The organism is Aquimarina sp. AD1 (assembly GCF_003443695.1).
In the GTDB taxonomy this organism is placed as follows: Bacteria; Bacteroidota; Bacteroidia; order Flavobacteriales; family Flavobacteriaceae; genus Aquimarina; species Aquimarina latercula.
On sequence record NZ_CP031966.1, the window covers coordinates 1,288,919 to 1,314,786 of the forward strand.

Below are 25,868 nucleotides of genomic sequence, written 5' to 3' on the forward strand. Positions count from 1 at the left end.
AAATGAACTATAAAACTCTACTACCTGTTGTATTTTCTTTGATCATTTGTTCTACATATTCTTTTGCGCAAAGTCATTTTGATTTCAGAGAAATAATTTTAGATATAAACATTGATATTAGTTCAGGAAAAATACACATTAATCAAGATGATCTAGAAGAACTAAAACTTCATAGATATGGTGGGGAAATAATTATTAACATATTTGGCATTTACCCTTCCAGTTTTTACAGACCACCTGGGCAAAAAGAAATACATCTTTCTGTATCTCCTAATTTTATAAATACAACTCTTAATCCAATAATTATTCCGCCTACAAGACCAGATCCTGATACTAGAGCAATATCTAATCAAATTGGAAAAGAAAGGGTTTTATTAGATAGTCGATCGATATATCTTGATAAATATTATGTGAATTCTGGTGATTATCTATTTCATGTAAAACTAACAGAGAACTATATTGATTTAATTGATAAGGTCAATATTCCATTTTCTATCTATAAATATGATGAGCTTGGTGATTACATAATTACCCATGCAGAAGTTATTAATCCTTTCAATCAATATATAATAGATGGATACTATATAAAAAGTCAAATATTAAATTCAAGAAATTATGATATCAACGAATCTACAGAAGTTAGATATTATTATACAGAAAATGAAAAGTCAATTTTACTAGGCAAAACAAATATTAGGCCACTTGAAGGCAATGAAAGTACAAATTCACTATTATTTATCAATTCCTACACATATGAAGATATTGTGGGACGTAAAATCAACATAGTTGTAGATGAGGATAAAGATATTCTAGAATATAGTGATGGTGATAGTAATAATAGAATCACGTATGAAATTCCATCTATCGAATTAAACTCTAATAATCTAAAGGTATACCCAAACCCATTTAGAGATAAAGTTACTTTTGGGTTTTATTTAAACTCAACTTATACTAGTACTGTTTCCATTCAAATTTATGATAATAAAGGTAATATAGTTTATCAAAAGGGGTATATATTTCCAGCGCAAGCAAATCATCTTGAAGTTTCTTATTTGGATGAGAATAAAATACCTTCCGGCAATTACCATTATTCTTTATTTATACATAAAAGTACTGGAGATATTAGATATTATGGGACTATAATAAAAAAAGAATAGTTTTAATAAAACATCCAAATTTAAAAAGCGATTTCTTAAATATTAGAAGTCGCTTTTTTATTAATAGAGAAACCCTGATCGCTATACTGTTTACAAACAACATCAATTTTATAAAACTGACTTTTCTTCTTTTTCATAATCAATGATTTACCTCTAGTTTTACAAATATAAGCTGGCCGGCAAATCATAAATCATTTTAAAAAACAGATTAAAAACATGAAAAATTATTTAAGAATAATAACAGTGCTATTTCTATTAATAGGAATTCAAAGTTGTGAGAAAGAAGATAATTCTTTTATAGAAGAACAGGAGCTTATAGAGAATGAAATTAGTGATAAAAGTAATCCAGAATATCTTTTTATATGTTCTGTAGATGGTATCCCGAACGGATACTTTGTAGAGGAATACATCTACAATAATAATTGCCCTTTTACCAATTTATTCCCAGGAGGTTATAATGGTGCTATCGTAAGACGAAATGGTACTCCAAATATAATTAGTGCAGGAGCTGGTTGTAATGATAATTATTGTATTTGGATTAAGGGTTCCAATTTTGATAACAATTCTTATGTAGATATTAGAACTACTACAGGCTCTACTATTATAGGAACTTATAGAGGTTCTAACCGCACACTAACAACAAATGCTCAAGGACAACAAGTCATTACACTGCGTTTATCATCCGCTTATGAACGAAGTCAATTTGCCAGTAACGGATTACGTATTTGGGTAGTAAATCCAGATCCTGGAAAATGGGCTGATGGCAGAACTGTTCGTAGACCATATACTAGTGGAGACGGAAACCAAATAGATCCACCTTGCAATCCAAATTGCCCATAAATTGTAATTAATACAATTTATATAATCGATTTATCGAAGCGAAAACCAAAAAGCCATCGAAAGAATAGGTAAATAAAATGAAGGGTAAGTTGTTCTTTCGAACGTTATTTTGGGCAATTAGACTAATTACAATTACTAAGAGGTTTCTTATTAAGGAAATGTTTTCTAAACGTATTCAAATTTTAAATACTACATCATGATTCATAAAATTTTAAACCTAAACGGAGTCATTCCAATTAAAAAGGAAGATCAAATATCAATTAAAGGAGGTACTCATGAATGTCAAAATGTAGCTAGAAGATGCATCGATGATAGTGATTGTTGTTCCGGAAAATGTGGAGTAGAAAAAATAATCAATGGAAATACCATAACGCTTGCTATCTGTTCATTTTCTTAGATAATAACATTCATTTTTGAACTTATAATACTTAAGCAGGAAAGATTTATAAGCTTATAAAAAGTAACGGACAGAAACAGTAACTGTCTTAAAACGTTTACTGAAACACAAATCAATAAATTATAAAAAGATGAAAAAAATAATGCAACTAAAAGGCGCCCAAATTTTAAACAAACAAGAACAAAAATCTGTAAACGGAGGAAATACAGGAATGCGCTGTTATAGCAGCGCTGATTGTAATGTTTTAAATTCTATTCCTGGATTTGAACATGAAGAATTCTTTTGTTTTTGGGGTATGTGTCAAATAGCATAATTTTTTCTGTTTAGAAATTCTTAAGGCGATACCATTTGGTATCGCCTTTTAAATATCCGCTAAACTAAATTTTGACACCTTAATTAAGATCTGATTTTGCTAACATAAGGTTTATATCATACTTAAAATATTGTTTAGGATATACTAAAACCTATATTATTAAGTTGAATATTTATAAACAAAAGCAAAAATAATGAACAAATCATTTTTAAAAATTAAAGTATTAAGTATCGCTATACTTGCCAGTTTATTTATCATAAGTTGTAGTGATGATGACAACAGTAGCACCGCATCTATTGATATTACCCAAGAAGATGTAACGAAGAGTTTAGAAGTTGAAAAAATATCCAACTTTATTGATAACATGACTTTGGATAATATCTCAACGAATAGATCCAATGCGCAGTTATCTTCAAAATTCAGTAGACCTGGATGTGCAGATTTCAGTATTACTGATACTGGATACACGCTGACATTTGCCGACTGTACTACAGAGGATGGAGAAACAATTAGTGGAGCAATTAATGTAATGGTAGTAATAGAAAACAATACCGTTACTACAACGATTACTTTTGATAATTTAACCTTTGCAGGAAACTCTGTTAATGGCAGCAAAAGTACTACCTATTCCTTAGATACTAATGGTGGTAACTTTTTATATAGTGTTACCTCTGACCTATCTGTTACATTGGCTGATGGAACTACTGCTTCTGAACAAGGAACAAAAACGTATACAATCAGTGGTCTTGGGACAGCAAATGCTAGTTATTCTATTGGTGGTAGTTGGATAGTAACCTTAGGTCCTGACAGCTATTCACTAGTAACGGATCCTACATTAGAAGGTACTTTTAGTTGTGGATATATTACCACAGGTACTCTAATAATGACTAAAAATTCGTTGAGCGCTTCTATTAATTATGGAGATGGAACTTGCGACGACAAAGCACTTGTAACCTATCCTGATGGAACTACTGAAGAGATTGAATTATAGAATATAAATCAAAATAAAAAGAAAAGGAAGTTCATAATGGAACTCCCTTTTTTTATTTCCTTTTCGGAATAGTAATCAATTCTTCTTGTCTTTTATTGACATACCTAAATCCATTTTTACCCCAAAAGCCAGCTTCTTCTAACATAATTCTAATATCTTTATTCCATTCCGATAATGTTACTGTAGTATTAAGTTCTATAGCATATACCGTATTTTCGTGTAACTGATAATCTCCAGTAAAAGGAACACCGCCTTGTGAATCCCACATTCCAATAGTTGTACCCGATGAATGTCCATACAATCCTAAAGGATGTGTATAAATGGCAGGTTTTAATCCTTCTGCTCTACCTTCTTCTAAAGATTTTAATAGTATCTCATTTCCGGTTTTCCCTGTCTCAAAATTTGAAGTAAAAATATCCTGAACTCTATTACCATCCGCAAATGCTTTAATCAAGAATTCAGGTGGAGCCATTTCTCCATTTTTTAAGATATATGCATGTTGCTGACAATCTGTATTTAACCTTAAATATGTAATTCCAAAATCACAATGAATCAGATCCCCTTGTTTGATAATTTTATCATTTGGTCTATTGGAGAACGAAACTATGTGATCTTCTAACTTTTCATTATCCCGTTGGATATCTACAGTTGGATGAAACCACGTTTTAAGTCCCATATCTGTTACTTTTTGTCTTAACCACCAAACCACGTCATCGGTTGTTGTGCTACCTGGTTTCACAACCTTAGTACTAAATGCTTCACCGATAATATCATGTGTGATTTGTACTAACTCTTTATAGATTTCCATTTCTTGTTCAGTCCTAGTTTCTATCCATGCTATAGCTAATTTCTCTGCAGATGTTACTCTAGACTTGTAAGTATCTGGTAACTCTTTTATAAATTCTTCATAATCTGTTTTAACTATACCATCTACAATTCCAAAATGTTCAGAATAATTAATTCCAATCTTTTTGGGATCCCTTTTTGCAATAATATCTGTAAGGGCCTTCCACTGATCCGGTTGTTTTTCCTTATCCCAAGCAGAATCAATATACTTACCAACATTATATCTAGCTACAGCAAGGTGTTCAATTGTGTTTTTTTCTTTATCCCTATAAAAAACCAATATGGTTCTTCTTCTTGCATTAAGCCATTTTGCTGGTAACATGGTCTTTAATACTGGATCCTCATTATACTCACGCGAAATCAATATCCACATATCAAAATCAGTTTGATCCATTAACTGTGGTAATAGTTTATTAAAACGATCTGCTAATATTTGATCAATTACCTCTGCTCTATCTCTTTCTGGAAGAATTTGTGCTTGAGAAATCGTAGTAAAAATTAGTAATAGGAGTATAAAAAATCTTTTCATTTGTGTGGGTTCATTAATATCGAATAAAAGTATTACAAAAAAGAGACACCTGCAATGCTTTGCAGATGTCTCTTTATCCCTATTACAATAATTAACCCATAGGTTATTTATAACCCCATACTTATCTATGATAATCTTATAAATAATCGAAACATTTCAAAAAATCACTTGATATTAAATGAAGCAAATATTTTAGTGCCATCAACTGTATCCAAATTAATTAAGTGTGTTTGCTTTTTTTGATTGGAAAATCCAAATTCGGTATATACTTCTATTTTTAGATACCTTGGATACTTAATATTAAGCACCTGCTTTTCTGGGACAATTAAATTCAGAAACCATTTTCCACTTTTTAGATCCGACAGGACATATTCATCTGATAAAAACCCTTCTTTCATTTCTGCATTAAGCGCATTCTTATTCCTTTCTTTAGTATGACTTAAAGTGAAAAAATGTTTTTCTGGATTTATATATTGTATTTCAAATTCCGTCTGGGGATGGGACCATTCTGTAACAACCCTTAATTTATATTTTGGTAAAAGAAAATTAGATTTATTTACATTATTTAGATTCCAAGATTGATTTCTATTAGAAACAAGGCTTTTAAAATCATTCTTAATTTGACTATTTAGTCCATTAAACGTGTGAATATCCTTTATCTTATTATTAGACATCTTATTGAATAAATCAACAGACTTTTGATACTTTTTATTATTATAATAATTATTTGCTAAATCTAAATAATTTTGTGTGTCATTTGGTGAAATATGTAGAATTCTTTTGTAAATCTTCTCTGCATATTCTAGTAGAGAATACTTTTCTAAGTTAAAGGCCAGCACTCTTAATACAGAAGTATCATTAGGATATAATTCCACAAGATTAGAAAGAACCTGAATTCCTTTTTCAAAATCTTTATTATCAAAAAAATAACTAGCTGAATCTATAAAATACATTATATTTTTTGTATTACTCCCCATAAAACTTAAAAAATGTTCATATGCCATATCCACATTATTATAATTCTCTAAAACTTCAATAAAAATAGATTTCTTTTTAAATTGGAATTCTAATGACCCATTATAACGATTATACTTGATTTTTTTCTTTTTCTCTTCTTTTCGATTGGACTTCTCATAATTCACTAGAGACGTTTTTGTAGTAACAATGACAACGCCATTAGAACCTAAAGAACCATACCTGTTAGTTGCTGCTAACCCCTTCAAAACAGTAATATCTGCAATATTACTAGGATCAACAAAATCCATTCTAGATTTGTTTTGTGCAGAAAGACCTCTATTTCTTGAAATAGGAACCCCATCAATAATAAAGAGAGGATGATTACTTCCTTGGATTGAACTAAAACCACGAATGATCATTTGGCTTGAATCATTGTTATTACCCATAACTACTCCGGAGAATTTACCTGCTAATGCTTCACCTAATTTAACTTCATCGGGACTAATATTTTGATCAGATATATTTTGCACAGCGTATCCCAAAGATCTTTTTTCTACTATTCTATCTCCAATTATAACTTTTTCCACTTCTGTATCCTTTTTTTCTGACATTATGAAAACAGTATCTAATTTGTTACTTTTTTCTTGTAATTTAACATTAATAACTTTGGCGTTTCCTGAGGTTAGTATAACAGTTTTTTTATTTGTATAACTATACACTAATGTGTCAGCCGGATTGGCTTTTATATTATACACTCCATTTACATCCGTTATTGTCTTTATATTCTTATTTTTTATTTCTATATCTACATTTCCCAAAAGTCCAGCTTCATCTTCTACAATTCCTGATACATAGTTCTTATTAGATTCATTTGAATTTACAAATTGCAACTTAGAAAGAACCTTATTATCATATATAGATTGAACAGCCTGTTTTACATCAGAACTCAATAGATCTATATAATAACCATTGTTATAAAAAGCAGTTTGATAAAGAAACTTTTTGTCTATATTCAGTTGATTACTAATGGTAATTATTCTAGGACCATAAAGTGTTGTCTTAAACTCTCCAAGATTTTGGACACCATTAGTAAATAATAGTAAGATATCCTGTTCTTTATTAGCTGGTAATATCCCAAAATCTGATGCTCCATTGTATTTTATTCCTGTAAGTTGTTTTCTTAACTCACTCCAATCAGAATTGTATACAAAGAATTCCTCACTAACAAGGATACAGGTATTAAATACAATCAAATCTATCTTTACATTGTTGTAAACGCTAAAAAACTCTTCTAGAAAAATTATTTCTCTATTTATATTTTCTCTATTTTGAGAGAATGAAGCATCCCAATATATGGAAATCTGTTTCCTATCTGAATTGTTACCAAATAAATTACCAAAAAAAAACAGCAAAATAAAAAGCAGAGTAATAGAACTATTTTTCATCGATCTTATTTGAAATTAATAAACAGTATATCTGTTAATTGCATTAGACCATAAAATGTTACCTAATAGTTTTATATATTAAATTTAATACATAAAAAAGAGACACCTGCAATGCTTTGCAGATGTCTCTTTTTCTATTACAATATAACTAATTTTAAAGCGTCTGATAACTATACATTAATCTAATAAACTCTGCTCTGTAACCTTGACGATCTAAAGATCTGTTTTCTTCTGCCATTGTTATAATATCGTTGATATTTTTATTCGTTATATATCTTGACTTTCTAATTTTCATACCAAACCAAGCAACAGATGCTGCAAAATTGAAATCTTTAGAAACTTGCTTTTTATTTGTTTTTAACACGTGAACCATTTCAATACTTTTGTTTCCTTGTGGTTTTTTATATCTAAATTTTACTGTTAACAATTCATCTCCATAATTTTTAGTGATTTTAGTATCTGTATACTTTAAATCTGGTGTATGTTTAATATAGTTACTCTTAACTCCTGTTGGTATGATTTCATATAGCGCAGTAACTGTATGACCACTGCCTAATTCTCCTGCATCTTTTGTGTCATCCACAAAATCTTCATCAGCTAATAATCTATTTTCGTAACCTATTAAGCGGTATGCTTGTACTTTTCCAGGGTTAAACTCTACTTGTATCTTTACATCTTTGGCAATGGTATATAATGTTCCTCCAAATTCTTTACCTAATACTCTTTGAGCTTCTTGCATAGTATCAATATATGCATGGTTCCCGTTACCTTTATCCGCCAGAGTTTCTAACTTACTATCTTTATAATTGTGCATCCCAAAACCTAAACAGGTTAAGAATACACCAGATTTACGCTTTTCTTCAATCAATGATTTCATATCCGCATCGCTACTCATTCCTACATTAAAATCTCCATCGGTTGCAAGAATCACGCGATTGTTTCCATTCTTCATGAAATTTTCTTGTGCAATTTTATACGCAAGTTCTATACCTGCTCCTCCAGCTGTAGAACCTCCCGCACTCAAATTATCTAATGCTCGATTGATTTCGTTTTTATGAGCTCCAGATGTCGGTTTCAATACCATTCCAGCGGCTCCAGCATAAACCACTATCGACACTTTATCTTTCTCTCTTAATTGATTTACTAATAATTTAAAAGCTCTCTTTAGTAATGGTAATTTATTAGCTTGATTCATAGAACCAGATACATCAAGCAGAAAAACCAAGTTCGAGGCTGGAATTTCATCTTGCGGAATTTCTTTTCCTTTTAATCCTATTTTTACCAATTGAGTTTTGGTATTCCAAGGAGTTTTATCATATTCTGTATGAATTGCGAATGGATGATCATTGGTTGGTTGTTTATAGTCATATTCAAAATAATTAATCATCTCTTCGATCTTAACAGCATCTACAGGTATTTGTTGACCACTATTAATCATTCTTCGAACGTTACTGTATGATGCTTTGTCAACATCTATAGAAAATGTAGATAACGGAGACATATTTACCTTTTCAAAACTATTTTCTACTATTTCTTCATATGATTCATTATTATCTATTTTATAATTCCCTTTGTGCGTAGTAATTATAACACATCCATGAGTTGCTCTTATACCGTATAATGAAGCTGCAGTTTTATCTTTCAAAACTTCTACATTAGAAATGTTTTTAGGATCTATACTCTGAATCTTTCCTATATTTTTTTTATCTATAGGTATACCATCTACAATGTATAAAGGTTGATTTGTATTAGAAATACTGTTAGCTCCTCTTATTCTTATAGAATTATTAGAGTTCGTATTTCCCGCATTATTAGTTATTGATAATCCAGAAACTCTCCCATTTAACTTATTAGCTTTTGATTGTTTTCTTGCTCTTCTAGCTTTCCTTCTATCTGCTCTAGACATACTAATAGATTCACTACTAACAGCAGAGACTGCATACCCTAAAACACTTCGTTTTCTTTGTATTCCTTGTGCAGTTACTACAACTTCTTCTAGTTGTGCGGGAGATATACTCATAGCTACATTGACAATAGAACTATCTTGTTTTATTTTTACTTCTTCAGTTTCATAGCCGATAAAAGAAAAAGTTAAAATATTTCCAATATTTGTTTGAATTGAATACCTCCCGTCAAAATCAGTTTGAGCTCCTTTATTCGTTCCTTTAATAGTTATATTTACTCCAGGAATTGGATCATTATTGCTGGTATCCGTAACAGTTCCTGTAATTGTTAGTTCTTGGCCCATTGTTATTCCAACAGTAAATAACAAAAGCATAAAATAGTGTAGTTGTTTCATAATAATTATTGTTTTAATTATGAAATAAAACTACTCCTACAGATTCTTAATTAAAATCTACATTGAGTAAAAAGGTGATTTAGCTTAGGGAAATTGGTAATATATTTAGGATAGATTATTATGAACAAGTTCCAACGTCTTAGTTCGTTGTACTTTACCATTATCCGTTTCTATAAATTGAGCTAAGAAATGAATCTCTTTAGGGACTTCATATTTACTTAAAACTTTTAAATTAGATATCGCATCTTCTAAATTTTCTTTTACCACAATATCATAATCCCTTTCCACTATCAAAATTGCTTTATCACCCAAAGCATCATCTGGAACAGCTGCTATAAAAAATCGATGCCCAATTAATAACTGAAGTTTAGTTTCTATCTCTTCTGGATATAATTTAACTCCTCCACTATTTATTACATTATCATAACGTCCCTTCCAATTAAACTTCTTGTATGTTTTAAGCTCTACAACATCATTTGTGATGATTGTTTTATCATTTAACTGGGGTGCTTTGATTATCAAACAATTTCTTTCGTCTGTATTAAGTGTTATATTTGGTAATGCTTTAAAGTATTTAGCATCTTTTTTATCTTTCTTTTTGGGGTTAATTCTTCTTGCAGCAACATGAGTGATGGTTTCGGTCATTCCATAAGTTTCGAAAATTTTAGTTTTGACCCCTTGCACTAATTCTTTAAGATTTTCCGGTACGGTTCCTCCACCAACAATTAATTTTTTTATAAGATGTAATCTATTAATAGAATTATCTAATTGCAATGGAACCATAGCACAAAAATCATATTGTTTATATACAGTATCCAAGGGATTTGTTTTAGGTGGAACCAAATCAATTTTCCATCCCAAAACCATAGCGCGAACCAACATCATTTTTCCAGCAATATAGGTAGCCGGTAAACATAACAAGGCAGTTGTATCTTCTTTTACCTTAAAAAAAGCACCCGTAGCTAAGGCGCTATTTATCATATGCTGCTTGTAAATTTTAATTTTCTTTGGTTTTCCGGTAGAACCTGAAGTTTTGACTACAATATAATCTTTATCATTTAACCAATCCAGAAGAAAGTTACCCACTTCTTGTTCATAAAACTCTCCGTCTTTTTTAAAACTATAGGCGATACGTTGCAGACCAGAATTATCTAAAGATCGCTTATTAATACTAAAATTGTCATGTATTTTAGGTGTAGAAAATGTATCTTCTGTTTGCATACCCAAATTTCAATTTTATTACATATTCGTTGGTTATGATTACGTAAAATATATATTAATAATTTGTTATTTTTCCATTTGAATTTCTGGTTTAACTTTTCCAAATAGTTTATCTCTCCATCCTGACCATTTATATTTTTTCCAAAGAATTAAAATATAAATTGGAAACACTACGAAAACCGGAATCAATATTTCCAATCCTGTCTCGGGTTCTCCTGTATACAATAAAATAGAATCTGTTTGAAAAGCTGTCCAAGAAGATGTTACTAAAAGTGCCGTTATTAAATTATTCGCTGCATGAAAACCTAATGCTAGCTCTAAACCTTCATCCATTAAAGTAATAATACCTAAAAATAGACCTGTCCCTATATAGTAAACCATAATATGAGGACCAATCTTAGCTACTTCTGGATTACCAAAATGCATAGCACCAAATATTACAGAGGTAACAATCAGTGGAATCCATCTAGTTTTTGTAGCTAAACCTAATCCCTGCATCATATGACCTCTAAACAAATATTCTTCGAAACTAGTTTGCATCGGAACAATAATAATTGCCATTATAGCCAAAGTAATAAAAGCATCAAATTCAAAATTAAGCTGAAAATCTTCTGGATATAAATAATATAAAACTCCAGTAGTAATTAAAATATAGAGTGTTATGAGTGTAAACATAAAAAGAACTCGTTTCCAATCTATTCTTTTTCTAGATGTAGTTAAAGACGTTATACTTTGTTGATGCACTACCTTTACCCAAAAAAGTAATCCCGCTAAAAAAATAACAAAAGGTCCTACAGAAATAAGAAAAAATAGTGGTTTTCCTAAAGTTTCTATCTGCTCAGCCATAAGTACATCAATATCAACTCCCTGAGTAAACATCAAATTAAAAAGAATTAAACCGAGAAAACCGATTGGAACAGGCAAATATTTCCACATTCCTAATTTCCCTTTTCTTCCTTGCTCTATATACATCTACAAATTATTTAATTTAAATAAGAAACTACCCATTTCTTATTTTGTTGATATTTTAAACTACCTGTATCTACTAACAAGGGAGCTTCTATATTATTGGTATACAAACTTCCTGTTCCTAATCCCTGCGGCATCTTACTTTGTAATGTATAGGTATATTGTGCTATAGCACTTAATCCTATATTACTTTCTAAAGCACTCGTAATCCACCATCCTATTCCTAATTCTTCGGCAATATCGATCCACTCCTGGGTTCCTCTAAAACCTCCTATTAAACTTGGTTTTAAAATAATGTATTGAGGTCTTATTGTTAGTAGTAATTTTCTCTTTTCCGTTACACTAAAAACACCAATTAATTCTTCATCTAGAGCTATGGGCAAAGGTGTTCTTTGGCACAAATCCATCATATAATCGGATTGCCCTTGCCTTATCGGTTGCTCTATACTGTGCAATCCAAAACTATGCAACTTTATTAACTTATCTAAAGCTTCATTTGGGCTAAACGCTCCATTAGCATCAACTCTTAACTCAATAATTTCTTCAGAAAACTGTGATCTTATATATGATAACAACTCCAATTCTGCTTCAAAATCAATAGCACCTATCTTCATTTTAATACAATCAAAACCTTGATTTAGCTTATCTATTATCTGATTTTTCATAAACTCCTTCTCTCCCATCCATATCAATCCATTAATTGGGATCGAATCTATTCCTTTCGTAAATTCTGATGGAAATAACAAAAATGGTGACTCACTATGTAAAGATTTAAAAGCCATTTCTACACCAAATTGAATACTAGGAAATTCTTTGAGTTCTTCCCAAAGTTGCTCAACACCTAAATGAATATTATTACAAGTCCATTTAAGTTTTTCTTCATAATCAGGTCGATCATCAATACTTAACGTTCTTAGAATACCACACTCACCAATACCTTGTTTACCATTAGAAGTAATTACGATATACCAAGTTTCTTTAGTCTTAAGAACTCCTCTGGAAGTTCCACTTGGTCTTTTAAATTCTAAAATATGCTTATGATAGATTGCTTTCATTATAATTCTATACGCTGCCCTACATCTAATAAAATAAGATCCTTGTCTTTGGCTCTAAACTTTCTTTTAGCATCCTCATGATCAATTTCTATATATCCAAAAGTATCATAATGAACTCCAAGAACCTTATCACATTCTACAAAATCACTAGCAATAATAGCATCATCAATTCCCATAGTAAAATTATCACCTATAGGTAAAATAGCTAAATCTAATTTTGTTGTTAGCGGAATTAACTTCATATCCATGGTTAAAGCAGTATCTCCAGCGATGTAAACATTCGCAGACTCTGCTTGTATTACAAAACCTCCAGGTTGACCACCATAAGTTCCATCAGGAAAACTACTCGTATGTATTGCATTTACATATTTTACTTTTCCAAAACTAAATTCCCAGTTACCTCCGTGATTCATCGGATGTACTTCTATACCTTTATCCTGATAATACATTGCAATTTCATAATTAGATACTATAATCGCATTACTATGCTTTGCAATGGCTTCTGCATCTAATGTATGATCTTGATGTGCATGTGTTAGTAATATATAATCAACTTTAAAATCTGTAATTTTTATTTTGTCTTTAGCCATAGGATTACCAGAAATAAAGGGGTCAACTAAAACTTTAACTTCATTGATTTCCAGCAATAACGTATTCTGCCCAAAAAAAGTAATTTTCATTGTGTAAGGTTTTAAAATGGTAATGGAAAGTTATAAAATCTGCCCTAAACTAAATAATATAGCCAGAAAAAATGTGGATAGTGCCACTTTTTTTAATTCTGGATCTAAGTTTTTGGTATCCTTTGTTTTTATAACTTTATTCAAATGAATTAATAAGGGTATCAAAACTATTAGAAACAGTAAGTTAAAATAATTCTTATAGGTATAAATAAGATAAACTAACATACTGAAAATCGCTCCCAGAATTAAAAAGTAATGATACATTTTAGCTTTGGCAATACCTAATTTAACCACTAGAGTATTCTTTTTAGATTTTTTATCACTATCATGATCTCTCATATTATTGAGATTTAGCACTGCTGAACTTAATAATCCGATTGCGGTAGCTGGAAGAAAAATTAATCCATTTAAGTCTTTAGTAAATAAGAAATAACACCCTACAACACTAACTAATCCAAAAAAAATAAATACAAAAACATCCCCCAATCCGCGATATCCATATGCAGAATTACCCATGGTATATTTTATTGCTGCCGCTATAGCTGCAATGCCTAAAAGAAAAAAGAATATCGAATAAAAGAAATATTCCTTTCCAAAGGACACGTAAATAAGAAATATAGCTAGAAATAAGGTTATAATCGAAGTGAGAACAATGCCTACAAACATCTCTTTATCTGATATAGCTCCACTTTGTAGCGCTCGCTGAGGTCCTACTCTATCCTCATTATCAGTACCTTTTACACCATCACCATAATCATTTGCAAAATTAGAAAGGACTTGTAATCCTAAGGTAGTCGCAATCGCTAACCAAAAAATAATAGAAACCCCAAAACCACCAGCTAATGCTGATCCAACAATAATTCCTGATACTGACAATGGTAATGTACGAAGCCTTGCGGCAGAGATCCAAGCTTTAAATTTCGTCATTATAATCTTAATTGATAGTCAAAGGAACAGTATTTTAATTAAATAAAAAATAAAAAATAATTCTGTGAATTATTTAAATTAGCATTATGTCAATTCCGTTGCCGTTAGAATTCCCTTCATTTAATCTATATAGTACACCTTTGCTACTATTGGTTCTGCAAGCATTTATTTTTGCTTTTCTTTTATTGGTAAGATATTTCAAAAAAAAACATATATCCGCTTTAATACTTTCTTTATTAATTTTTATTACTGGCTATCATAGAACTTCTTATACTATTGGTTTTATGGACTGGTATGACACATTTCGAAATACCAAGATTAATTATTGGCTCATAGCATTATCATTGGCAATTGGTCCTTTACTATACTTTTACATAAAATCAATTACTACTTCTAATTTCAAATTTAGAAAAAAAGACTTCTTACATTTCATTCCTGTTTGTTTATATATAGTATACAAAATATCTATTTTCATTTATGATGCTGCGCAACCAGGTTTTGAGGATACACAGAATGGTTATCTCAAAGTTTTTTTGGACGAAAAATATGTTGGACCCCTTATTGGGGTTGTAGAAAACCTTCAGATGCTTCTGTATCTAGCATTTACTATTCAGTTATATTATGTATACCGAAAAAAAATTCAACATTTTTTTTCTAACACGTATAGTCTAGAATTGAACTGGATTAGGAACTTTCTTTTTATTTACTCCTTTCTTTTTTTATATAGTTTATTTCAGAGAGTTATCGGATCCGTTATTACTGAACTTCATTGGACGCAACGTTGGTGGTATCATTTTTTTACAGCTGTAGCAATTATATATATTGGTATAAAAGGATATTTTACAGATACTAGTAAGTTGAATAATTTAAATTTTTCTGTATCGGTAAAAGAAACAACTTCTACTCCACCATCTGAATTAAGTAGTGATGTTATTAGAAATAAGAAAAAAATAATGGAATTTATGGAAGAGGAAAAACCCTTTCTTAATCCAGATCTTAACCTCACTCAGTTATCACAAATGCTAAAAATACCAGCGTCTGTTGTTTCTGAGACTGTTAATTCTGGTTTTGATAAGAATTTTAATGATTTTGTAAATTCTTATCGAGTAAAAGAAGTACAAGCAATGCTTAAAGAAGGTAAACAACAACAATTATCCTTATTAGGAATCGCTTACGAATGCGGATTTAACAGTAAAGCTACCTTTAATAGAGTATTCAAGAAATTAACGAATACATCTCCTTCACAATATTCTGCTTCCCAAAATAAAACATAAGTATATCATTTTTATGAATTTCACAATTAATCAAACTGCATTTTTTATACACAATTTTATAGATTAGCAACTTCAACCAGTATTTATTACCGTTTCGATACTTAATTAATACTCTTTATTGAGAAAATTATTGTTTTGAAGCACAAAAACAAACGCATGAAACATTTATTAACAACTAGCATTTTACTTTTATTTAGCATTCTTATCTCTTGCAAAAATGAAACTAAACCAAATTCAGAAGAAAAAGCAAATTTAGAATCGAAAACAGCAACAACAGTTACAGCGGATAATATACCCTTTGTTTGGGAAGGCGCTAATGTATATTTTTTATTAGCGGACAGGTTTAAAAATGGAGATGTTTCTAATGACAAGGTTTTAGATCGATCAAAAGAAACAGGTGTTCTTCGTGGTTTTGAAGGTGGTGATATAAAAGGAATAATTCAGAAAATTGAAGACGGCTACTTCGAAAAACTTGGAATTAATGCTCTTTGGGTAAACCCTTTAGTAGAGCAAATTCATGACAGTGTAGATGAAGGAACAGGTAACACTTATGCTTTTCATGGATACTGGGCAAAAGATTGGACCTCTATAGATCCAAATTTTGGGACTTATGATGATCTTAAGAAATTAGTAGATGTAGCACATCAAAAAGGAATTAGAATCTTGATGGATGTGGTTATAAACCATACAGGTCCTGTAACAGATAAAGACCCTAAATGGTCAGATGATTGGGTTCGTACAGGACCGCAATGTTCTTATAAAGATTATGAAACAGCAGTAAAATGTACATTGGTAAAAAATCTTCCCGATGTAAAAACCGAAAATAATGATGAGGTAAAACTACCCGAAGCGTTAATTAACAAATGGAAAGAAGAAGGAAGATTAGAAGCAGAAATGGATGAATTAGAAATCTTTTTTGCTAAAACTGGTTTAAAAAAATCTCCCAAAAACTATATCATTAAATGGTTAACTGATTATGTTAGGGAACTTGGAATTGACGGATATCGCGTAGATACAGTTAAACATGTAGAAGAAGGTGTTTGGGGAATACTAGCAGAACAAGCCAAAATAGCATTTGCAGAATGGAAGAAAAATCATCCTGGTAAAGTACTTGACAATAATGAATTTTATGTTTTAGGAGAATTATATGGGTATGGTATCGATGGAAAACGATTTTATGATTTCGGAGATCGTAAAGTAGATTATTTTGCAAATGGGTTTGATAATCTTATCAATTTTCAATTTAAATACGATGCTAAACGACTAAATTATGAGAAACTGTATAGTAAATATAGTACTGCACTACAAACAGGTCTTATAGGAAAAAGTGTTATGAACTATATCAGTTCTCACGATGACGGAGACCCATTTGATAAAGAAAGAAAGAAAACTTTTGAGTCTGCTACTAAGTTATTATTAACTCCAGGAATCTCTCAAGTTTACTACGGTGATGAAACTGGTAGATCTTTAATCATAGAAGGAACCGAAGGTGATGCTACTTTAAGATCAAATATGAATTGGGAAGATTTGGAAAAAGAAGAAACAAAATCATTATTACTACACTGGCAAAAACTTGGTAAGTTCAGAAAAGATCATCCGTCTATTGGTGCAGGAAAACATAAAATGATACAAGAAACGCCTTATGTTTTTTCGAGAAAATATACTAAAGATGGCAACGTTGATGGAGTTGTAATAGGATTAAATCAACGAAAAGGAACAAAAACAATAAAAGTTAATTCAATTTTTAAAGATGGTACAGCTTTAACGGATACGTATTCAGGAATAGAAGCTACTGTAAAAGATGGAAATGTTACCATAAAATCTGATTATGAAATTGTATTACTAGAGGCGAAAAAATAATCGAAATTACATATCGACTCACGTTAAATAGGACGGCTCAAATTATGATTTGAGCCGTCCTATTTCGTTTTGGGGCGCCAGAATCGTATTGAAATTAGACATTTGGATTATCAAACATCTAAAACAAATTCAATCATGAAAAATGTAATTAAAATGATAATAACTCCAATAACAATGGTGTATTGGTTTTTTGATTTACTATTTGCTCTTCCGAGAATATTATGTGGATACTTTCTAGCAGTAAATTTTGGTGGGAGTAAATTTGGAGTACCCTGGAGTCCTAAAGGTTCACCAGATTTAGGTTTTCTAGAAGTAGTAGATTGGTTCCCCCAAGATATTGCAGAATACGGAGGCGTTTTTGCTTTGTTTCCAGTTTTCTTTGCTTGGATGGGAGCAGCAAGCGAGGCCATTGGTGGAGTATTTCTTGCATTGGGTTTAAAAACTAGAATTGCTTCTTTCTTTATAATGTGTACAATGTTAGTCGCAATATTTTTTCAAAAATGGGATAATGGGATTTGGGGTATGTTACCAGCGATGGGTTTCTTATGGATATCCATCTATAATCTAATACTAGGTTCAGGAAGGTTCGGAATTGATTATTTATTATCAAAAACGAAACATTTAATATCAAACGAAAATGTAATTCCAAAATCAATTTAAAAAAATAAAACCATGAAAGCATTTATAAATACTATACTATTATTATTCAGTTTAACAACGATTGGACAAATAAAAGGAAACAAAAAAATAGAAACCAAAACCTTTAATGTAGAAAATATAGAATCCATAAAAATTAATTTTTATGCACAAGTAATCATAGACAATTCTAAAAAAGAGACCCTTATTATCACCACCGATACAAACCTTTTTGAATACATTGATAAAGAAGTAGTAGGTGGAACCTTATACTTAAATCAAAAAGAATGGATACAACCCTCTAAAAATGTAAAGATTATCATTGGAGCACCTAACATAAAAAAAGTAGAAAGTGGAACTCACGATTCTACAAAAATTATTAACCTAGATAATGATTATATTCAGGTTGTCGCACCTATAGGTAAAATAGTTTTAGAAGGAAAAACAAAGGAATTACGTATTGCAGCAGAAGTTGCTTCGATAGATGCGTCAAATTTAACTGCAGAAAATGCTAGAATAGATATATGGAGTTGGGGATCAGCAAATGTTCGGGTACTCAATGAAATTGATGCCAAACTATCTAAAAATGCAAAACTAGATATCTTAAATACGCCAAAAAAAATCAAAGGTGACGCCAAAAAAAATAGAAATAGAAATAATAAAACAAAAAACAATCTTACCGAATACATTAAATTCAAAATCAAAAACAACTCTCTAAGCAGAAATCATTTTTTAGTAATAGGACCGAAACTTGATGGATCTAAATTTAGTTATGGATTTCCCATGATGCCGCAAGCAATAAGAAAAGAAAATTGGACAACTGGAACTAAAGTATATAAGGTGAATAAGCTTGGAAAAAGAAAATTATTAATAACGATAAAAAAAGAAGATAAAGATAAAATTGTAACACTGTTTTAATTACGAAATACCCCAAGAAGAACTTACCTCCTGTATTCAAGGAGGTAAGTGTTGGGGAAAACAAAAAAAGTAAGGGAAAAATTGTAATTGGAATACTTTTCAAAGATAAAGAGGATTAAGGAATTTTGGTTACGGTTAAACCTCAAACTTTAGCCGGAATACAAGCATACAAGGGTTTTTAACAGAATAAACAGTTACCTATCAATACATTAAGGGGAATATTCCTCTCTTTTTTTTGTTATAATAATTAGAGATTTATTTTTTAACACTAAAAAATAAATTTATTTGTTTTAAAAGATTTTAAAGATTTATATAAAGGGTTAAATTTGCCAGAATCATTTTTTTAAACCATACTAATTTTATCATCCTTGGAAAATAAAAAGGCACTCAAATTAATAGACAAAATTCTGACTGATCTAGGACAATCTGGTATCAACACAGACACACTAATTGAAGATCTTAAAACCCTAAGAACTTTTGCTTTAGAACAACAAGTACCTTTAGTGGTTAAGGTTTTAAGACTTACCTACGAACATATAGAAGAAAATGATAGCTTCTTAATCCCAATTCCTGATGATGAGCCTATTGAAGAAAATGAAACTCCAGTAGAAACAGATAAAGACGTAAATCCAGTAGAAAGTCTTATGTATCTTATTTCATTATTGAAAGATCTGAAAAACAAAATGAATGTAATGGATTTGGCTGATTATAGAGATGCCTTAAATGCCTAAAATAGATATCCATTAAAGTATTTTATATATAAATAAAAAAAGACCTTGATTTTTCAAGGTCTTTTTTTATTCAAAAACATATACTAAACTAAATACTTTTTTCGTTAACAACCAATCATTTAGACAAAAAATAAAAAGTTGTAATGATAATAACATTTTATCGACAAATTTTATGATTTTATAAACGTCAAAAAATCAATTAAATATTATTTTTGTCCCCTTGAGGAAAAATTGTTATGAAAATGAATCCCCGATCTGTTAAGAAAACAAGATTGCAGTTATTGCATCAGTATTACAGTTATACTGGTTTTTATAAGTTTTTAGGTACCAGTCTTAAAAAGGCACTACCTCCCATTCTATTGTTTATTGCTGGATTATTAATCGTTAATTACTTTGTTATAAACATTAACGATCTTTTATTATATGTAACGAAAAACTACTCTGACTATATAGTTTTTAGTGTGTTTTTCGCTTCAGAATCTCTTTTAGGTCTTATACCTCCAGAAATTTTTATCGCTTGGAGTGATAAAGCGAGTAGTCCCATATTGTATTTATCCATATTAGCTCTATTGTCATATCTAGGAGGTGTTATTTCATATTTTATAGGAAAATCAATAACTAAGATCCCTTCGGTTCACGAATATCTAGAAGTAAAAATGGCAAAACACATAAAAAATACTCGAAAATGGGGAGGTTTTTTAATTGTAGTAGGTGCATTATTACCAATACCCTTTTCTATAACAAGTATTGCTGCAGGAATGATTAGATATTCCTTTACTAGCTATTTACTATTTGGGTTGTTAAGGTTTGTTAGATTTTATTTATATGCAGCTGCAATTTTTAATCTGGTATAACACTTTATCGAGTAAATATTATTATCGATTAAAACAATCATCAAAAACCATTTTGTAATTCTCTTTTATGGAAGAATTAATCCGATACTTTTATAAACTATTAGTTTCATATGGTATTTCAGAAAACATAGCAGAATATTTAAATGTTCTTATAGGAACATTTATTTTACTCATCGTACTTTTTCTTATCGATCGAATTATAAGAAAAGTAATACTTAATCTTTTTAAAAGTTATGCTTCTAAATCACGAAACACTTTTGATGATTATTTAGTAAAGAATAAGACTTTTGATTATTTATCTCATATAGTACCGTTATCCATAAGTATTTGGATATTTCCACAATTATTTATCGCTTTTCCTACTACAGAAGGTTACTTAGAGATTCTTTTTGATATTTTGGTCATTGCTCTAACTATATGGATTGTAAGAAGTGTACTTAGAACCTTTAGAGATTTTTTAAAATCTTTAGAATCCTTTAAGGATAAACCCATAGATAGTTATGTTCAAGTATTTATGATCATAGTTTGGGCTATCGGTGGAATTTTTATCTTTTCGTCAGTCACAGGAAAATCTATCTGGACTTTTCTTACTGCTCTTGGTGCGATGTCAGCAGTAATTCTATTAATTTTTAAAGACACAATTTTAGGTTTTGTAGCTAGTATACAGGTCGCAGTTAATGATACCGTAAGAATTGGAGACTGGATTACTATGGATAAATACGGTGCCGATGGAGATGTAGTAGAAATTAATTTATCTTCTGTTAAGGTGCAAAATTTTGATAAAACGATCACTACAATACCAACATACCACCTAACTTCTGAATCATTTAGAAATTGGAGAGGAATGATGGATTCTGGAGGAAGAAGAATTAAAAGAGCACTTCTTATAAAAGCTTCGAGTATTAAGTTTCTATCTAAAAATGACATAGATCGTTTAAAAAAAATAGAACTTATTACAGATTACTTAGAAGATTCACAAAACAAGATAGAATTTTATAACGCAGAAAATAATATCAATAAAGAAGTTCTTGTAAATGGTAGAAATCTATCTAATATGGGAGTTTTTAGACGCTATGTAGAATCATATCTAGAAAATCACCCTTATGTAAATAACAATATGACTATAATGAGTAGACAACTAGCTCCTACTTCACAGGGTATTCCTTTAGAAATATATGCATTTAGTAATGATAAAATCTGGAAAAACTATGAAAAAATAGTAGCCGATATTTTTGATCATTTATTATCTACTATCTCCTATTTTGATTTAGAAATCTTCGAATTAGATTTTAATCATAAAAAATAGATAATAAGTAAGATTAAATGTCTTTTGAGCGTTAAATTTGCATTCAATTTTAAATAATACATATGGTTGGTGCTTTCAGAATAATCAGTTACTTAGAAGGGATTTCATATCTACTTATCTTATTCGTTACAATGCCTTTAAAATATTTATTTGCGTCTCCAGAACCAAATAAGGTAATCGGTATGGCTCATGGTTTTCTGTTTTTGATTTATATCGTTTTTGCTTTTTTAATTAAAGCAGAAAGAAAATGGAATATTAAAACTTTGGCAATTGTACTCTTATGCTCTATAATTCCTTTTGGTACTTTCTGGATGGATGGAAAATATTTATCGAAGAAGTAAAACGCTTTTAATAAAAAAAGAGCTTTTCATCACTGAAAAACTCTTACACTTACATTTGATATTGATTACAAATACCAAAAATCTCCACTTCCATTGCCTGCACAAGAAGCCTGATATCCGTTAATAATACAATCAGTATCTTCTGTTCTACCTACACAGGCTTGAGAAAACCCTACACTAGAGCCTCCTCCAGTTCCTGTACCAAAACATATACTGGTTAATGTACGCATTCCTCCATTAATAGCTTTTTGTTCGTTCTTAGAAATCTTTTCAGCAAAATCTAATTTCAAAAATTTGTGTAACATAATAATAAAATTTTAGGTTTTAAAAATATTAATAGCACAATAACTTCTACCCTTGTATAAGTGCAAAATTTTGCGCTCCTCTATAATTAATATCAAAACTTTAAAGTATGTTACTATATATTTTGTTAAAAATAATAAAAGCCAATATTTCTTTTAGCACTACTCCTTATAACTTTCTGGATGGATGAAAAATACTAGTCTAAAAATTAACTGTTCCGTTAAAATCTCCTTCAAATTCAGTATGCAAATTTATAACAGAGTGAAAACCATTTCTTTTTGGTTGTAATGATAAACTTCCATCTCTTAACTGTATTTGTTGATTATTTAATAGTACTTCCAATATTCTATTTTGCTGTGAACAATCACAATTATCTTCATAGGTATGGTAATTGAAATCTTGAAGATTAGCAGCTACAATTATTAATTCTAATACATCTCCAGAATCTAAAAAATAAATAACACTTTCTGAACCAACAGGATTAGATTCTAATCTTGCACGAGTTACTTGATATATTTGACGACCAAAAGGACCGTTTTGATTTTGAATTTCTCCATAACTTACATTTTCATTATGCGTACATAAGTGATCACAGTTATGTATAACAGGAGCAGAGGGTTTTGTATCAACTGTTGTATTTTTTCTTTGTTCTATTACAATATCAGGAACTGGAATATTTATACTTATGTCAATAGAAACATCTCCTCCTATCCTAACTTGACCATGTGATTTAAGACCTAGTAGTAAACATACTAGAATGACAAAGTTTCTGAAAGATTTCATAGTAAATTTTTAAGATGGTTTATGTTACTAGCTATCTTATCAAATAACATACCAATCTTAAAATATTATTCGGGATATTCGATTCGGAGATGATAAATATTAGTAAGCTTACGTTTGAATACTTTTTTTACCTGTTGAATTTCTTTAAAAGTAATATTTGCATTAAGAAATTGCCCATCTTCCATTTGCTTATTAACGATTTTTTCTACAAAAGAATCTATTAAACTACTGGTAGGGTTTTTTAAACTTTTAGAAGCTGCTTCAACACTATCGCTCATCATTAAAATAGCCGTTTCTTTAGAAAATGGTTTTGGACCAGGATATTGAAAATCTTCTATATTAACATTTTCATTAATCTCCTTAGCTTTCATATAAAAATAGTAAACAGTACTTGTTCCGTGATGTGTTCTTATAAAATCAATCACTCGATCAGGAAGCTTGTTTTTCTTTGCTATTTCGATACCACGAATTACATGATTTATAATAATCTTAGCACTTTCTTTAGGAGATAAAACGTCGTGTGCATTTCCTGATGCTGTTTGGTTTTCCGTAAAAAAAGTAGGATTGGCCATTTTACCTATATCGTGATAAAGAGCTCCTACCCTAACAAGCATTACATTTGCTCCTATCTCATTAGCAGCAGCCTCGGCAATATTTGCAACATTAAGCGAATGATGAAATGTTCCAGGAGCTTTATCCGATAATTCTTTTAATAGAGATGAATTGGTATCACTCAGTTCTAAAAGAGAAACATCAGAGATCAAACCAAACATTTTCTCATAAGCGTAAATTAATGGATGTACAATTAACGTTGCAAAACCACTTATAACAAACAATCCTATAGTTGTCCAATCAATATCACTAATACTCCCTTCATGAATAATATGAAAGGCGATATATGCTACAATATAAATAGCGGTAATTTGTCCAACGGTAATAAACAAATTTGCCCTTTTATAAGACTCCGAAATAGTTAGTATAGTAACGATTCCAGCAATAATCTGCAAAAAAGTATACTCATAACTATTGGGTACAACAAAACCTAAAATCAATACAGTTACAACATGTGTAAATAACCCAAGTCTCGAGTCAAAAAATGCTTTTAGAATTAATGGCAAAATACATAATGGTACTATATAAATATAATCCGATTTATATTTTACTACCAATGTAGTTATCAATACCATTAATAAAACATTGAACGCTATAAATGTTACCTGGGTATTATTATCATAGATATCTCTTCGATATTTTCTAATAAAAAGTAATAACATTAAGAGCGCCAAAGCCACTAAAATACCATATCCAAAAACAATCCAATAAAAATTCTTGTCACTCCAAACCTGAGATTCATATTCAGCTTTTAGCGATGTTAATATTTGTAATCGATTGCCTTCTACAACTTCTCCTTTTGCTATAATTCTACTACCTTTAGAAACACTACCTCTTGTTGTGAGAACTTGCGACAATTCATTTTCGAGGGTACTCTCAGTTAATTTTTGATTAAGGGTAACGTTTGGCTTAATTAGATCATAAAACAATGCAACAAAACCACTTTTAAACTTAGTATACTCACTCTTATCTATTCTTGAGTTAATAAGCGTTGTTACTTGATTTGGAGTTAATATTTGTCCAAAAGTAATAGCTTCTGCTTTGTTACCTTTATTAAGAAATATTTGTCGTTTATTTTCATAACTATATGCCTCTTGTAATACACCATATCGATAAATATCATTAAGAATAATTCTACCAAAAAGTTTTGCTTGCTTTCCAGAACTACTTTGATCTAATACTTCTAGATTACTTTTAAAAGCAGCTTCATATCTATCTTTAGCCAAGTTTGATACGATAGTATCATACTCAAAATAAGGAATGATATTATCCTCAATTCTTTTTTTCTCCCCAATAATTTCGTCTTCCGTCTTTGCTATAGCAAAATCAAAAGGAGCATATAAATTTTCATATTGCCAAGGTTTACCTTTAGTAAATTCATACTTAAAAACACCTCCTTTAGGAAATAAGTAAACGATAAGTATTAATGTAATTACAAAAAGAAAAACCTTATATAAAAAGGATTGATTTTTATAAAAATTATTTAAAAAATTCTTCACAAGGATATTCGTATATATAACTCAAAAGTACTAAAAAATAAGTCAGTATGAAGAAGTCTAAAAAATACTACTTCAATACTATTTAATAATCAATAATTCAATCAAAAACTTAGCTATGTATATCC

The 25,868-nt window shown here is 30.1% G+C and carries 24 protein-coding genes; 13 read left to right on the top strand and 11 right to left on the bottom strand.

The annotated features are described in order from the left end of the window. The first annotated feature begins 2 nt into the window (after positions 1-2). From D1815_RS05825 to D1815_RS05845, 5 genes are all read left to right on the top strand, one after another. A complete protein-coding gene (locus D1815_RS05825) occupies positions 3-1,157 on the top strand; it encodes a hypothetical protein (RefSeq protein ID WP_118386291.1) in 1,155 nt (384 codons plus the stop codon). Between the two features lie 216 nt (positions 1,158-1,373). Then, positions 1,374-1,997 carry a hypothetical protein gene (locus tag D1815_RS05830; protein ID WP_118386292.1) on the top strand — a complete coding sequence of 208 codons (624 nt, stop codon included), beginning with the start codon at positions 1,374-1,376 and terminating at the stop codon, positions 1,995-1,997. A 196-nt stretch (positions 1,998-2,193) separates the two neighbouring features. Continuing rightward, a complete protein-coding gene (locus D1815_RS05835; RefSeq protein ID WP_027391361.1) occupies positions 2,194-2,394 on the top strand; it encodes a hypothetical protein in 201 nt (66 codons plus the stop codon). Between the two features lie 130 nt (positions 2,395-2,524). Beyond that, positions 2,525-2,707 carry a hypothetical protein gene (locus D1815_RS05840; RefSeq protein ID WP_027391360.1) on the top strand — a complete coding sequence of 61 codons (183 nt, stop codon included), beginning with the start codon at positions 2,525-2,527 and terminating at the stop codon, positions 2,705-2,707. A 193-nt stretch (positions 2,708-2,900) separates the two neighbouring features. Beyond that, positions 2,901-3,698 carry a hypothetical protein gene (locus D1815_RS05845; RefSeq protein ID WP_118386293.1) on the top strand — a complete coding sequence of 266 codons (798 nt, stop codon included), beginning with the start codon at positions 2,901-2,903 and terminating at the stop codon, positions 3,696-3,698. A gap of 52 nt (positions 3,699-3,750) precedes the next feature. Here D1815_RS05845 and D1815_RS05850 read toward each other — a convergent pair whose 3' ends face one another. The 8 genes from D1815_RS05850 to menA all read right to left on the bottom strand — a co-directional run bounded on the left by D1815_RS05850 (position 3,751) and on the right by menA (position 14,626). Continuing rightward, positions 3,751-5,073, bottom strand: a complete 1,323-nt coding sequence (locus tag D1815_RS05850; RefSeq protein ID WP_027391358.1) for a M24 family metallopeptidase — start codon at positions 5,071-5,073, stop codon at positions 3,751-3,753. Between the two features lie 164 nt (positions 5,074-5,237). Then, the gene (locus D1815_RS05855) at positions 5,238-7,475 is read right to left on the bottom strand and encodes a lipopolysaccharide assembly protein LapB (RefSeq protein ID WP_118386294.1); all 2,238 of its coding nucleotides are present in this window, start codon (positions 7,473-7,475) and stop codon (positions 5,238-5,240) included. Positions 7,476-7,629: 154 nt separating this feature from the next. Continuing rightward, positions 7,630-9,774 carry a VWA domain-containing protein gene (locus tag D1815_RS05860; RefSeq protein ID WP_118386295.1) on the bottom strand — a complete coding sequence of 715 codons (2,145 nt, stop codon included), beginning with the start codon at positions 9,772-9,774 and terminating at the stop codon, positions 7,630-7,632. Positions 9,775-9,879: 105 nt separating this feature from the next. Beyond that, entirely contained in the window at positions 9,880-10,995 is a 1,116-nt protein-coding gene (locus D1815_RS05865; RefSeq protein ID WP_118386296.1) for an AMP-binding protein, read from the bottom strand. Between the two features lie 66 nt (positions 10,996-11,061). Beyond that, a complete protein-coding gene (locus D1815_RS05870) occupies positions 11,062-11,967 on the bottom strand; it encodes a CPBP family intramembrane glutamic endopeptidase (protein WP_118386297.1) in 906 nt (301 codons plus the stop codon). Positions 11,968-11,978: 11 nt separating this feature from the next. Further along, positions 11,979-13,019, bottom strand: coding sequence for an o-succinylbenzoate synthase (locus D1815_RS05875; RefSeq protein WP_118386298.1), 1,041 nt, complete (start codon positions 13,017-13,019; stop codon positions 11,979-11,981). After that, a complete protein-coding gene (locus D1815_RS05880) occupies positions 13,019-13,699 on the bottom strand; it encodes a metal-dependent hydrolase (RefSeq protein WP_027391353.1) in 681 nt (226 codons plus the stop codon). Before D1815_RS05880 ends, D1815_RS05875 begins: the two co-directional genes overlap by 1 nt. Positions 13,700-13,729: 30 nt before the next feature. After that, positions 13,730-14,626 carry a 1,4-dihydroxy-2-naphthoate octaprenyltransferase gene (gene menA, locus D1815_RS05885; RefSeq protein WP_027391352.1) on the bottom strand — a complete coding sequence of 299 codons (897 nt, stop codon included), beginning with the start codon at positions 14,624-14,626 and terminating at the stop codon, positions 13,730-13,732. Positions 14,627-14,712: 86 nt separating this feature from the next. Between menA and D1815_RS05890 the strand changes: the two genes are divergently transcribed. The 8 genes from D1815_RS05890 (at position 14,713) to D1815_RS05925 (ending at position 22,546) form a co-directional block, all read left to right on the top strand. Further along, positions 14,713-15,900 carry an AraC family transcriptional regulator gene (locus D1815_RS05890; RefSeq protein ID WP_240337546.1) on the top strand — a complete coding sequence of 396 codons (1,188 nt, stop codon included), beginning with the start codon at positions 14,713-14,715 and terminating at the stop codon, positions 15,898-15,900. Positions 15,901-16,056: 156 nt separating this feature from the next. After that, positions 16,057-17,760, top strand: coding sequence for an alpha-amylase family glycosyl hydrolase (locus tag D1815_RS05895; RefSeq protein ID WP_118386299.1), 1,704 nt, complete (start codon positions 16,057-16,059; stop codon positions 17,758-17,760). A 135-nt stretch (positions 17,761-17,895) separates the two neighbouring features. Further along, the gene (locus tag D1815_RS05900) at positions 17,896-18,420 is read left to right on the top strand and encodes a DoxX family protein (RefSeq protein WP_118386300.1); all 525 of its coding nucleotides are present in this window, start codon (positions 17,896-17,898) and stop codon (positions 18,418-18,420) included. 12 nt (positions 18,421-18,432) lie between these two features. Further along, positions 18,433-19,314, top strand: a complete 882-nt coding sequence (locus D1815_RS05905; RefSeq protein WP_118386301.1) for a GIN domain-containing protein — start codon at positions 18,433-18,435, stop codon at positions 19,312-19,314. A 368-nt stretch (positions 19,315-19,682) separates the two neighbouring features. Beyond that, positions 19,683-20,045: a hypothetical protein gene (locus D1815_RS05910; RefSeq protein ID WP_027391348.1), complete on the top strand. Its 363-nt coding sequence runs from the start codon at positions 19,683-19,685 to the stop codon at positions 20,043-20,045. Between the two features lie 236 nt (positions 20,046-20,281). Beyond that, positions 20,282-20,899, top strand: coding sequence for a YqaA family protein (locus D1815_RS05915; RefSeq protein ID WP_027391347.1), 618 nt, complete (start codon positions 20,282-20,284; stop codon positions 20,897-20,899). Between the two features lie 67 nt (positions 20,900-20,966). Beyond that, on the top strand, positions 20,967-22,205 hold the full coding sequence (locus tag D1815_RS05920; protein ID WP_118386302.1) for a mechanosensitive ion channel family protein: 1,239 nt from the start codon (positions 20,967-20,969) through the stop codon (positions 22,203-22,205). 62 nt (positions 22,206-22,267) lie between these two features. Then, positions 22,268-22,546 carry a DUF3817 domain-containing protein gene (locus D1815_RS05925; protein ID WP_118386303.1) on the top strand — a complete coding sequence of 93 codons (279 nt, stop codon included), beginning with the start codon at positions 22,268-22,270 and terminating at the stop codon, positions 22,544-22,546. A 65-nt stretch (positions 22,547-22,611) separates the two neighbouring features. Here D1815_RS05925 and D1815_RS05930 read toward each other — a convergent pair whose 3' ends face one another. From D1815_RS05930 to D1815_RS05940, 3 genes are all read right to left on the bottom strand, one after another. Next, positions 22,612-22,851: a hypothetical protein gene (locus D1815_RS05930; protein WP_027391344.1), complete on the bottom strand. Its 240-nt coding sequence runs from the start codon at positions 22,849-22,851 to the stop codon at positions 22,612-22,614. A gap of 199 nt (positions 22,852-23,050) precedes the next feature. After that, the gene (locus tag D1815_RS05935) at positions 23,051-23,632 is read right to left on the bottom strand and encodes a hypothetical protein (RefSeq protein ID WP_118386304.1); all 582 of its coding nucleotides are present in this window, start codon (positions 23,630-23,632) and stop codon (positions 23,051-23,053) included. 65 nt (positions 23,633-23,697) lie between these two features. Then, a complete protein-coding gene (locus D1815_RS05940; RefSeq protein WP_118386305.1) occupies positions 23,698-25,743 on the bottom strand; it encodes an HD family phosphohydrolase in 2,046 nt (681 codons plus the stop codon). Positions 25,744-25,868: the final 125 nt, after the last annotated feature.